We start from the raw sequence: 12096 nt of genomic DNA, 5'->3' as shown, positions 1-12096 counted from the left end.
GCTACGTCTCCGCCGCCGGGCAGGTCAGGCGGTAGTCGCACATCGCGCAGGTCTCGTAGGAGGGCGTCGGCTCGAACTCCTGGGCCAGCACGCCGCTGGCGACCTCGGCGACGGTGACGCCGATCCGGTCGCGCTCGGCGCCCTCGGTCTCCAGCGGCACCTTCTCGTCGTCGAGCACGTAGTGGTAGCTCTGGCGCGGCGCGTCGAGCCCCCAGGCGTCCTGGGCGGCGACGGCGTAGAGCTGCAGCTGGACGTCGGTCCGCAGCTCCTCGGCGGTCCGCGGGCGGCCGGTCTTGTAGTCGACCAACTCGTAGACGCCGTCGGGGTGGCGGTCGACCCGGTCGACCCGGCCGCGCAGCGTGTGGTCGCCGAGCTGGAACTCGAACGAGCGCTCGAGCCAGATCGGGCTCGACGCCTCGGCCTCGTTGCGGGCGTGGTACCGGACCATCGCCTCCTGCGCCCGACCCCACAGCCGCTGCTCGTCGGCGACCCCGATCAGGCCCGAGCGGCGCCAGCCGGCGGCCAGCAGCCCCTGCAGCTCGCCGAGCTGGGTGCCGCCCTGGGCGTGCCACCGCTCCAGCACCTGGTGGACGACGATCCCGAACCGCTGGGCGACGGTCGGCTGCTGCGGGATCCGCAGCACGCGGGCGAACTTGTAGCGCAGCGGACAGGCGCGGTAGGTGGAGAGATCGCCGGCCGACAGCACCACCCCGTCGCCCCGCAGCGGCAGGAACGGCTCCAGCGACGGCTCGCCGGCGCCGCCGCGGCCGCCGGCACGCTCGGCGGCGTGGCGGGCGTCGGTCAGGATCTCGTCGTCGAGGCCGCTGGTCAGCAGCATCTCCTTCTGCTGCGCGGTCGCCGCCTGGCGGATCGCGGCGTCGATCGCCGGCAGCGCGTCGGCGGCCTCCTGGCCCTCGGCGCGGTTGATCAGCGCCGCGACCTTGACCAGCTCCAGGTAGCGGGTGACGCCGTGGGCGACGTCGAGGTCGGTGTCCATCCGCAGGTCGCCGAGCCGGGCGCCGATCGTGGCGACGTCGCGCAGCAGCTGGTCGCGGAGCGTCCGGAAGGTGGCGTGGAGCGCGTCCTCGGGCCCGAACAGCCGCTCCTCGTGCTCCTCCCAGGGGGCGTCGAGGGCGCGGCGGGCCTCCTCGACCAGCGGCGACGGCTCGCGGTCGGCGCCGCTGGGGGCGCGGGCGGGGAAGGCCAGCACGACGCCCTGGCGGGCGCGGGTGATCGCGACGTGGAGCACCCGCCGGGCCTCGTCGACCGCGAACCGCTGCGGCTGGTCGCGGCCGCCGTCGGGGTCGGCGGGCGCCGGCCCGAGGTCGGCGGCCAGCAGGTCCTCGGGCAGCGGGTCGACCAGCCGGCGGGCACCGGAGAGGCCGGCCAGGCGGCTGGCCTGGAGGCCGAGCACCAGCACGTGGTCGAGCTCCAGCTCGGGCGCGGCCTCGAGCGGCAGCACCCGGACCGCGGCGCCGGCCGCGCCGACCAGCTCGTCGGCCGCCGGCTCCTCGGGCTGACCGGCGCCGCCGGCCGCGAACGGGACCGCCTCGACCTTGCCCTCGGGGTCGCCGCCGGCGTCGGCCAGGGTGACCATCCAGCGGGCGAAGTCGCGGGCGCTGGCCTGGGGCGCGATCCGCACGTGGCGCTCGGCCAGCTCGCCGATCCGGGCCAGGTCGCGGAGCCGCTCGACGACGTCGCCCGAGGCCCCGAAGAGCTGCTGGCGGCGCAGGCCCAGGTGCTCGATCAGGCGGTGGACGAACTGGTCGGGCGGGGTGACGTCGAGCGCCCGCTGGGCCGCGCGGTAGAGGCGCAGGAAGGCGGCGACGCGGTCGCGGGCCTCGGGCGCCAGCTGCGGCGACTCGATCGCGGCGGCGAGCCCGTCGACCAGGTCGTTGCGGCGCCGGCGGGCCAGCTGCAGCCCGCGCGCGAGGTCGGCGGAGCGGAGGTCGATCGGCGGCCGGGCCAGCGCGCGGCTGAGGGCCGGGGCGTCGGCCGGGTCGAGCAGCACCCGCAGCCAGGCGAGCACGTCGCGGACCTCGACCCGCTCCAGGAAGGCGCCCTCGCCGCCGAGCCGGCAGGGGATCGCCCGCTCCTCCAGCGCGGCCACGATCGGCCCGCCCTCGCGCCGGACCGAGCCGACGAGGATCGCGATCCGCTCGGGGGCGGTGCCCTCGCGCAGCAGCCGCTCGACCTCGCCGGCGGCGACCTGGGCCTGGGCCCGCTCGGTCGCCGCGCGCCAGAAGCGGACCTGGCCGCCGGAGGGCGCGTGCCAGCGGCGGGCGAGCCGGTCGGCGGCCGGCTCGACGACCGCCTCGGCGGCCCGCAGCACCTGCTCGGGGCAGCGCCACGAGCGTTCGAGGGTGACGGTGTGGAGGTCGCCGTGGCGGAGCGCGAGGTCGCGCAGGTTGCGGCTGGCGGCGGCGCGGACGCGGCGGATCGCCTGGTCGTCGTCGCCGGCCGCGCTCAGCCCCGAGCCGGCGGCGGCGAGCGCGTCGAGCACCCGCATCCCGGCGGTCGGCAGGTCCTGGACGTCGTCGACCAGCAGGTGCCCGACCTGGCCGGCGAGCCGGTGTGCGGCGGCGCCGTCGCGCTGGAGCAGGTCGAGCAGCCGCAGCATCAGGTCGCCGTGGTCGATCAGGCCCCGCTCGCGGAGCACGTGGTCGTGCAGCCGCAGCAGCGCGGCGAACTCGCGCTCGCGGGGGGCGCGGGGGTCGGTGTCGGCCAGCCGTGCCGCCCAGGCGCTGACGGTGGCGGCGTCGGCCAGCGACTCCTTCAGGCGGTCGATGCGGGCGATCGCGGCGGCCAGCAGCGGGATCGGCGCGGGGCCGTTGTCGTGGTGCAGCAGCCCCAGCTGCTCGCGGTGCTCCAGCAGCAGCGCGACCCGCTCGGTGCGGGTGGCGGGGACGACGAAGGGGTCGATCCCGGCCTCGGCGGCGGCGTCGCGCAGCAGCCGGTGGCAGAGGTCGGGCAGGGTCGTGACGACGACGTCGGCGGCGGCCGGGCCGAGCCGCTCCCGCAGCCGCCGGCGGCTGCGGGCGACGGCGGCCGGGGTCGCCACCAGCAGCACGATCCGCGACGGGTCGATCCCGGCGGCGGTCGCCAGCCAGGCGGCGCGGGCGGCGAGCGCGACGCTCTTGCCGGTGCCGGCGGCGCCGCGGATCAGCAGCGGCGCGCCGCGATCGGCGTCCGTGGGCGACGGGTCGAGCGTCGCCGCACGCACCTGCGCGTCGGAGAGTCCCTCGAGCGGTTCGGCCACTCCCCCAGTCTGCTGCATGACCGACCCCGGCGGTGGATGCGGCGCTGCAGCGGGCGACCGGAGCCCGCGCGGCGACCATCTACGATGGAACGAGATGGCCGCCGCTCCCCTGCCCGATCCCGCGACGTGGATGGCCACGTTCCAGCGGGCGACGGATCGGGTGGCCGAGGGCCTGCGGCGCTGCAGCGGCCCCCAGCGGCTGGTGGAGACCGGCACCCGCGGCGAGGGCGGCGACCGCACGCTGGTGATCGACGCCGACGCCGAGGGCGCGATCTTCGACGAGCTGGACGGCCTCCACGCGGCCGGCGCCCGCTTCACGGCGCTCTCCGAGGAGCGCGGGACGGTCGACTACGGCTCGCCCGACGCGCTGGTGGTGATCGACCCGATCGACGGCTCGACCAACGCCAAGCGCGGCCTGCCCCAGCACGCGGTCTCGCTGGCGCTGGCGGTCGGCGAGGACGTCGCCCGGCGGGGCACGATGGCCGACGTCGTCTGCGGCCTGGTGGCCGAGGTCGGGAGCCTGCGGGGCGAGCGCTGGACCGCGGTCCGCGACGGCGGCGCCCAGCTCGACGGCACGCCGGTGGTGGCCCCGGAGAGCGAGCGGATCACCAGCCGCGGCCTGCTCGAGCTGGTGGCGATCGAGTCGGCGGACCCCCGCCACGTGCTCGCCGCCGGGCCCGCCCTGACCGCCCACGTCCACCGCCTGCGCGCGATCGGCGCCACCGCGCTCGCCCTCTGCCAGGTGGCGGGCGGGCGGGTCGACGGGATGGCCTCGCTGCGCCGCTGCCGCGCCGTCGACGTCGCCGCCGGCCAGCTGATCGTCCGCGAGTCCGGCGGCCTGGTCGCCTTCGGCTCGCTCGACGACCCGCTCGCCGCCCCGCTCGACCTGGCGCCGCACGTGCCGGTCGTCGCCGCCCGCTCCGCCGCCGGCCTGGCGCGCGTGGCGGAGCTGCCGCCGGCGGCGTAGGGGGCGGGCGGCCCGCCCCGCCCGGCCGACCACCCCGCCGGCTGTGACGTTCCGGACGCTCAGCGACCGGAACGTCACCGTGGGCGACCGGCGCGGCGCGCGATTCCGCCGCCATCTCCTGTAACCCCTCGCGGCCGGCTTTGTAAGAACAGGTGTTCGCTGCTACATTCGAGTGGAACTTACTTCTAAGGACATCTGATGGCCGACACCCCCAGCACCCCCAAGGCGACGCCGGCCACCGGCACCGCCAAGGCGACGACGCGCAAGCCCGCCGCTCGCAAGCCCGCCGCCGCGAAGGCGACCACCGCCCGCAAGCCGGCCGCGAAGACGACCGCGCGCAAGCCCGCCGCCAAGCGGACCACCACGCGCAAGCCCGCCGCCGCGAAGACCGCCGCCGCGACCAAGGCGAAGACCGCCGCGACGAAGACCGAGAAGGTCGCCGTCAAGGCCGAGTCGCGCGTCGCCGCCGCCACGCAGAGCGTCCAGGAGCTGGCCACCAAGGCCCGCGAGACCGTCACCGCCGCCGTCGACAAGGCCCCGCGCAACGTCGACGACGCCCGCAAGACCGCCACCGAGGCCCGCGCCGCCGCGAGCAAGCAGGTCGAGCAGGCCGCCGATCGCGCCCAAGCCCTCGCCGAGAAGGCCGTCCTGATCCCGGTCGGCGCCGTGCTCGAGGCCCGCGACGCCGCCACCAAGCAGGTCGAGAGCCGCCGCGAGAGCGCCAAGAAGCAGGCCGACGCCGCCCGCAAGCAGGCGTCCGACCGTCGCAAGGCGATCGAGTCGCAGCTGAAGACGTTCGAGAAGCGCGGCCTCAAGGCCCGCCAGGACCTCGAGCGCGACGTCAAGCGCACCCGCACCCAGGTCGAGCGCGAGCTGCGCGAGCGCCGGGCCAAGGTCGAGGCGCGTCTGAACGACCTGCCGAAGGTCGGCGACTTCGAGCTGCGCAAGGTCGAGCTGCCGAAGGTCGCCGAGCTGCGCAGCGAGCTGCCGAAGCGCGTCTCGCAGGCCCAGGCCCGGGTCAGCGAGGTCGCCGGCAAGGCCCAGAAGCGCGTCCGCGCGCTGGCGTAGTCCCGTCCCCGCGCCGCTCCGGCGGCGCCACCAGCTTCCCTCGTTCGCGAGGGGGATCCCCGCGTAGCTCCTCCTCTCTCTCCGCGCGGGGATCGCGCGAACGCCCGGTGCACCCGCACCGGGCGTTCGTCGTTCCCGGGCCGCTCCCCGCCAGCGCGGGCCGGGGACGGCGTCCTGTCACAATCGATGGATGCCCACGCGCGAGGAGATCCTCCAGGCGCTCGAGTCGGTGATCGACCCCGAGCTCCGCAAGAACGTCGTCGAGCTCGGCATGGTCCGCGAAGTCGCGATCGGCGACGGCCGCGTCGACGTCACCATCTCGCTGACGACCGGCGGCTGCCCGCTGCGCAACCACTTCGTCGTCGCCGTCCGCAAGGCCGTCCGCGAGCTCGGCGTCGACGAGATCGGGGTCGACTTCGACGTCCTCTCCCCCGAGGAGAAGGCCGCGCTCCAGAAGCGGCTCGGGATGAAGAGCGGGCTCCCCGACGGCTCGAAGGCGTCGCTGGCCCAGGTCGCCAACGTGATCTGCGTCGGCTCGGGCAAGGGCGGCGTCGGCAAGTCGACGCTGACCGTCAACCTGGCCGCCGCGCTGGCCGCCGAGGGCAAGGCGGTCGGGGTCCTCGACGCCGACGTCTGGGGCTACTCGATCCCGCGGATGCTGGGCCTCGGCGCCGAGCGCCCGCCGGTCTCGGCCGAGCGCAAGATCCTGCCGCTCGAGGCCCACGGCCTGAAGGTGATGTCGATCGGCTTCTTCGTCGCCGAGGACAGCGCCGTCGTCTGGCGCGGCCCGATGCTGCACAAGGCGCTGACCCAGTTCCTCGAGGACGTCGACTGGGGCGCCCTCGACTACCTGCTGATCGACCTGCCGCCGGGCACCGGCGACGTCTCGATGACGCTGGCGCAGCTGCTGCCCCAGGCCCGCTTCCTGCTCGTCACCACCCCGCAGCCGACCGCCCAGAAGGTCGCCCGCCGCGCCGCCGAGATGGCGACCAAGGTCGAGCTCGACCTGCTCGGCGTGGTCGAGAACATGTCCGGCTTCACCACCCCGGACGGCGAGCGGTTCGCGATCTTCGGCGAGGGCGGCGGCCAGCAGCTGGCCAGCGAGCTGGACCTGCCGCTGCTCGGCAAGGTGCCGCTGACGATGCCGCTGCGCGAGCAGGCCGACGCCGGCGAGCCGCTGGTGGCGACCGATCCCGACGATCCGGCGTCGCAGGCCGTCCGCCAGGCCGCCCGCGGCCTGATCGCGGCCACGCCCGAGCTGCCGCCGATCCTGCAGGAGCTGCCTGAGCTGCCGGTGATGCAGCACGAGCCGCAGGGCGCCTCGCTGCCGATGGCCTGATCGGCCGCGGACGCGGGCGCGGCCGGTCCCGGCTCAGCCCGCCCGCTGCTCGTCCGCCCAGGCGGCGGCCAGCTCGCGGAACGCCTCGACCGCCGGCGGCCGGTAGCCGCCGGCCCGCCAGCCGAGCGCGATCGTGCGGGTCGCGTCGGGATCGTCGATCGCCGCCGCCGTCGGCGGACGCCCCGGCGGCGCCTCGCCCGGTCCCGGCGGCGGCAGCACCGCCAGCCCGTGGCCGGCCACGACCAGGCCGACGAGGGTCGCGAAGCTCGACGTCTCGAGCACGATCCGGGGCACGAAGCCGGCCCGGGCGCAGAGCTGCTCGAAGAGCGTCCGCAGGCCGTAGCCGTGGTGGAGCGCCGCGAACGACTCATCGGCCAGCTCGGCCATCGCGATCCGCGGCCGCCCCTCCAGCGGGTGGCCCGGCGGCAGCAGCAGCCGCAGCGGCTCGACCCGCAGCGGGTGCCAGGCCAGCCGGTCGTCGTCGGGCACCGGGCTGACCAGCGCCAGGTCGAGCTCGCCGTCGGCGAGCGCGTCCAGCAACCGCGCGCGGCTGTCCTCGCGCAGCCGCACGTCGACCGTCGGGTGGTGCTCGCGATAGCGGGCCAGCAGCTCCGGCACCAGCCAGGTGCCGAGGGTGTGCTGGAAGGCCAGCCGCAGCCGCCCGCGGTCGAGCCCCGCCGCCTGCCGGACCCGGTCGCGGCCGGCGTCGACCTCGGCCGCCGCCCGCCGCAGGTGCTCGACCAGCGCCTGCCCCTGGGCGTTCAGCCGCACCCCGCGGCCGACCCGGTCGAGCAGCGGGACGCCGGCCCAGGCCTCGACCCGCGCGACCGACCGCGACAGCGCCGGCTGGCTGACGTGGAGCGCCGCGGCGGCCTGCGAGACGTGCTCGCGCTCGGCCACCTCGACGAACCAGCGCAGATCCTCCAGCCGCAGATCACTCATGCTCGAACCGAAAGATAGCCAGCGAAATGATGCATTGGACGGATCAAGCCGCGCGGCCTAGCGTCGAACGGGATGAGCCCCGCGCCGATCCTCACCCGTCGGTCCACCCGCCTGCTGGCGATCGGCGTCCTCGCGGGCGGCTTCTCGGCCCTCTTCGGGGTCGGCGGCGGCACGGTGATGGTCCCGCTGCTGCTGCTCCTGCCCGGCTTCGACGAGCGGCGGGCGACCGCCGCCTCGCTGCTGGCGATCGTGCTGATGGCCGCGGCCGGTGCCGCGCTCCAGTCCGGCCACGGGCACCTGCAGGCCGGCCCGGCGCTGCTGGTCGGCGTGCCGGCGGTCGCCGGCGCGCTGCTCGGCACCGCGCTCCAGCAGCGGATCCCGACGCGGGCGATCTCGCTGGCCTTCGCCGGGCTGCTGGTGGCGGTGGCGGTCTGGCTGCTGACCGGCGCCGAGCCGACCACCGCCGGCGGCAGCCCGAGCGCGACGGCCTACGTGGCGGCGGGCGCGATCGGGGTGCTGGCCGGGGCGCTCTCGGGCCTGGTCGGGGTCGGCGGCGGCTCGATCTTCGTCCCGACGCTGGTGCTGCTGCTGGGCCTGGCGCCGGTCGAGGCGGCGGCGACGTCACTGCTGGCGATCGTCCCCGTGTCGCTGGCCGGGGCCCTCGCCCAGCGCCGCTACGGCAACCTCGACGTCTCCGCGGGGCTGCTGCTGGGGCTCGGCGCGCTGCCCGGGGTGGTGGCCGGCGTGGCGCTGGTCAACGCGCTGCCGGCGCGGACGGTCCAGGTGCTGTTCGCGCTGCTGCTGTTGTTCACCGCGGTCCAGCTGACGCGCCGCGTCCGCCGCCGCCAGCGGGCCGCCGCGCCCGAATCTATTGATTTCCGATCTGAAATACGTATATAGTGGTGATCGCCGGGTCCGGAGCGCTGCCGGACCACCGGGGAGAACAGGAGACCCCCCGTCCGCGCCGACCCATCTCGGTGCGAACGGGGGGATCTTCTCCCTCCGGGACCGCCGAACGGACGGTCGCGCAATATCGTTCGCCCGGCCGTACGACCGGAGGACCGCGATGACCGACGAGCAGCACCGGGCCCAGACGCCCGACCTGATCCAGCACGCCGAGAGCTTCGCCGAGCGCTACACGCCGTACGACACGCCGCGGCCGCGCCGCCACGTGGCCGTCGTGACGTGCATGGACGCCCGGCTCGACCTGTTCGGGCTGTTCGGGCTCGACATCGGCGACGCGCACCTGATCCGCAACGCCGGCGGCGTGGTCACCGACGACGTGATCCGCTCGCTGGCGATCTCGCAGCGGAAGCTTGGGACCCGCGAGATCCTGCTCGTCCACCACACCCAGTGCGGGCAGCTGACCTACACCGACGACGACCTCCGCAACGAGCTGCTGGAGCAGACCGGCTACAAGCCGCCGTGGTCGCCGGAGAGCTTCCAGGACCTGGACGCCGATCTGCGGCAGTCGATCCGGCGGGTGCTGGCCAGCCCCTTCCTGCCCCACAAGGACCTGGTCCGCGGCTTCGTCTTCGAGGTCGAGACCGGCACCCTGCGCGAGGTCCGCCTGCCCGACGAGGGCTGAGCCCCGGAACGCGACGCGCCCCGGGAGGGACCGGGGCGCGTCGCGCGGCGCACGGGGCGCCGGAGGCCCGGGACGTGGTCCCGGGCGCGGAGAACGTCGTCAGGCGTTCTGGAAGTACTTCGCGTTGAGGTCGACGAACGCCGACCACTCCTCGGGGATCTGGTCCTCGGCGAAGATCGCATCGACCGGGCACGCCTCGACGCAGGCGTCGCAGTCGATGCACTCCTCCGGATCGATGTAGAGCTGCGTCGCAGCATCGTAGTCCGGCTCGTCGGGAGTCGGATGGATGCAGTCGACCGGACAGACCTCGGTGCACGAGTTGTCCTTGGTGCCGACGCAGGGCTCTGCGATTACGTAGGCCATGTGAGGGGTGTCCTCGCGGGGTCGTCGGGGCGGGAAACCGAAGGGGAGAGCATATCCCGGACGCCCTGTCCGTGATCGCCCGGTCCGAGATCCTGACAGCCTGTCCGGCGGGGTGCGGCCGCCGTGACGGCGGGTGGGCTCGCACCGGCCGCGCGGAACCGTAGGCTTCCGGCCATGATCCTGCTGACCGGAGCGACGGGGGCGACCGGGACGCGCGTGCTCGACCGGCTGTTGCAGCGAGGCCACAAGGTCCGCTGCCTGCTCCGCGACCCGGCCCGCCTGGGCGCCCGCCGCGTCGACGTCCAGCTGGCGCTGTGGACGCTGACCGACGCCCGCCTGCCCGGCGGCGCGCTGCGCGGCGTCGACACGGTGATCCACCTGGCCGGACCACTGCACGACCAGGTCTCCGGCACGCTCGAGGAGCTGAACGTGACCGCCTCGTGGCGGCTGGCCGACGCCGCCGCGCGGGCCGGGGTCGGGCACTTCGTCCACGTCTCGGCGCTCGGGGCCGGGCAGGCCGCGTCCTGCCGCTTCCTGCGGGCGAAGGAGGCGGCCGAGCGGGTCGTCGCCGGCGCCGGCGACGTCGGCGGGATGCCGGTCTCGATGCTCTCGCCGTCGCTGGTCGTGGCCCGCGGGCACCGCTGGGCGTGGTGGGCGCAGACCCTGTCGCTGTTCCCGCTGGCGCCGGTGCCGGCCGGCTCGGCGGGCCGCTCGCGGCCGGTCGCCGCCGCCGACGTGGCCGACGCGATCGTGGCCGTCGTCGAGGGCGGCGCGCCGGACGAGCCGGTCCGGCGGCTGGAGCTGGCCGGCCCCGAGAGCTACCGCGTGGCCGAGCTGCTGCCGGCGCTGCAGGACGTGCTGGCGCGCCGGCGGCCGGTGGTGCCGGTCCCCGGCCACCTGCTGCAGGTGGCCGCGGCGGCGCTGGAGCGGCCGGGGATCGCCAACCGCGACGAGCTGGCGGTGCTCAACGCCGACACCACCGGCGCCCGCGGCAGCGCCGACCTGGAAGCGCTCGGGATCCGCCCCCGCGGGCTGGTCGACGCGCTCGCCGGCTAACCCGCGGCGAGCGCCAGCGGCGCCACCCGGCCGGCGGCCGGGGCAACCGCCTCGAGCTGGGTCGCCAGCGCCAGCAGCGTGCCCTCGTCGGCCGGGCGGCCGATCAGCTGGACGGCGAGCGGCAGCCCCGCCGCCGGGTCGTCGGCCGGCCGCTCGAACAGCGGCAGGCTGATCGCCGGCGACCCGGTCACGTTGATCAGCGCGGTGTAGGGGGTGAAGTGGCCGCCGAGCTCGAAGCCGCGCATCGGGTCGGCGCCATCGGGGTCGAGGTCGTCGATCGCGACCGGCGCGCGGCCGAGCGCCGGCGTGACGACGACGTCCCACGGATCGGCCCAGGCGACGAAGCGGCGGGCGACGCCCTGGATCGCCCCGTCGGCGACCAGGTAGTCGACCGAGCGCATCGCCGTCGCCCGCTGCCACAGCTCCCACGACAGCGCCTCGACGTCGTCGGCGGTCACGTCGCGGCCGCGACGCAGCTCGGCGATCCGGATCTGGGTCGCGACGCCGGGACCGAACGAGGCGGTGAAGAGGTCGAGCAGGCCGGGCAGCTGCCAGGGCGCGTCGACCTCCTCGACCTCGTGGCCGAGCCCGCGCAGCAGCTCGCCGGCACGGTGAGCGGCGGCGCGGTCGACCGGGTCGGGATCGCCGTCGAGCGGCGGCGTGGTGGTGACGGCGATCCGCAGCGGCCGCCCGAGCCCGCCCGGGTCGAGCCCGCGCCGGGCCAGGTCGGCGAACGGCGCGGCGGGCGCCGGCAGCGGGAAGCTGTCGCCGGTTTCGTAACCGGCCAGCACGTCGAGCGTCGCCGCCGCGTCGGCGACCGTCCGCGTCAGCATCCCGTCGGTCACCAGCAGGTGGTGGCCGAGGTCGGGCGCCAGCGAGACCCGGCCGCGCTGGGCCTTCAGCCCGACCAGCCCGCAGCAGGCGGCGGGGATCCGGATCGAGCCGCCGCCGTCGTTGCCGTGGGCGATCGGCAGCATCCCCGCCGCGACCGCCGCGGCGGCGCCGCCGGAGGAGCCGCCCGGCGTCCGCTCCAGGTCCCACGGGTTGCGGGTCGGGCCGAAGCGGCGCGGGCGGGTGATCGGCGTGATCCCCCACTCCGGCAGGTTGGTCGAGCCGACCAGGACGAAGCCGGCGTCGCGCAGCCGGCGGGTGACGTTGTGGTCGGCCAGCGCGACGTCGTCCTCGGTGAAGGCCGAGCCGAGCGTCAGCCGCTTGCCGGCGACGCCGCGGTTGTTCTTGATCGCGGTCGGGACGCCGGCGAAGGGCCGCGGATCGCCGGGGCCGATCGCGGCGGCGGCCTCCAGCGCCTCCTCCGCCCAGAGCTCGACGAAGGCGTTGACCCGGCCGTCGAGGGCGGCGATCCGGTCGAGCGCGGCCTGGACCAGGTCGACCGCCGCCAGCTCGCCGCGGCGGATCAGCTCCGCGAGATCGACGGCGGGACGGCGCAGCAGCGCGGGGTCGGCGGCGGGCATGGCGCCGACGGTAGCGGGGCGGCCGTGTGACGTCCGCGTGAA

General features: G+C 76.1%; 10 protein-coding genes. 6 read left to right on the top strand and 4 right to left on the bottom strand.

Annotation, left to right across the window (positions count from 1 at the left end):
• Position 1: 1 nt before the first annotated feature.
• On the bottom strand, positions 2–3259 hold the full coding sequence (locus SH587_RS01955) for a PD-(D/E)XK nuclease family protein (protein ID WP_320668866.1): 3258 nt from the start codon (positions 3257–3259) through the stop codon (positions 2–4).
• 94 nt (positions 3260–3353) lie between these two features.
• Between SH587_RS01955 and SH587_RS01950 the strand changes: the two genes are divergently transcribed.
• The 3 genes from SH587_RS01950 to SH587_RS01940 all read left to right on the top strand — a co-directional run bounded on the left by SH587_RS01950 (position 3354) and on the right by SH587_RS01940 (position 6633).
• Positions 3354–4226 carry an inositol monophosphatase family protein gene (locus tag SH587_RS01950; RefSeq protein WP_320668865.1) on the top strand — a complete coding sequence of 291 codons (873 nt, stop codon included), beginning with the start codon at positions 3354–3356 and terminating at the stop codon, positions 4224–4226.
• A gap of 198 nt (positions 4227–4424) precedes the next feature.
• Entirely contained in the window at positions 4425–5294 is an 870-nt protein-coding gene (locus tag SH587_RS01945) for a hypothetical protein (RefSeq protein WP_320668864.1), read from the top strand.
• Positions 5295–5484: 190 nt separating this feature from the next.
• Complete coding sequence (locus SH587_RS01940; RefSeq protein WP_320668863.1) at positions 5485–6633, top strand: Mrp/NBP35 family ATP-binding protein; 1149 nt, start codon at positions 5485–5487, stop codon at positions 6631–6633.
• Between the two features lie 33 nt (positions 6634–6666).
• Here the strand turns inward: SH587_RS01940 and SH587_RS01935 are convergent, their stop codons facing one another.
• On the bottom strand, positions 6667–7575 hold the full coding sequence (locus SH587_RS01935) for a LysR family transcriptional regulator (protein WP_320668862.1): 909 nt from the start codon (positions 7573–7575) through the stop codon (positions 6667–6669).
• Positions 7576–7647: 72 nt separating this feature from the next.
• Between SH587_RS01935 and SH587_RS01930 the strand changes: the two genes are divergently transcribed.
• Complete coding sequence (locus SH587_RS01930) at positions 7648–8475, top strand: sulfite exporter TauE/SafE family protein (RefSeq protein WP_320668861.1); 828 nt, start codon at positions 7648–7650, stop codon at positions 8473–8475.
• A 166-nt stretch (positions 8476–8641) separates the two neighbouring features.
• Positions 8642–9163, top strand: coding sequence for a beta-class carbonic anhydrase (locus SH587_RS01925; RefSeq protein ID WP_320668860.1), 522 nt, complete (start codon positions 8642–8644; stop codon positions 9161–9163).
• Positions 9164–9262: 99 nt separating this feature from the next.
• On the opposite strand, the gene SH587_RS01920 is transcribed toward SH587_RS01925, so the two are convergent.
• Entirely contained in the window at positions 9263–9526 is a 264-nt protein-coding gene (locus SH587_RS01920; RefSeq protein WP_320668859.1) for a 4Fe-4S dicluster domain-containing protein, read from the bottom strand.
• 174 nt (positions 9527–9700) lie between these two features.
• Between SH587_RS01920 and SH587_RS01915 the strand changes: the two genes are divergently transcribed.
• A complete protein-coding gene (locus tag SH587_RS01915; RefSeq protein WP_320668858.1) occupies positions 9701–10582 on the top strand; it encodes an NAD(P)H-binding protein in 882 nt (293 codons plus the stop codon).
• Here SH587_RS01915 and SH587_RS01910 read toward each other — a convergent pair.
• Positions 10579–12054, bottom strand: a complete 1476-nt coding sequence (locus tag SH587_RS01910) for an amidase (protein WP_320668857.1) — start codon at positions 12052–12054, stop codon at positions 10579–10581. The two genes, SH587_RS01915 and SH587_RS01910, sit on opposite strands and share 4 nt — an antisense overlap.
• Positions 12055–12096: the final 42 nt, after the last annotated feature.

Source organism: Patulibacter defluvii (genome assembly GCF_034096925.1).
Taxonomy (GTDB): Bacteria; Actinomycetota; Thermoleophilia; order Solirubrobacterales; family Solirubrobacteraceae; genus Patulibacter; species Patulibacter defluvii.
This window is presented reverse-complemented; position numbering and strand designations above follow the sequence as displayed.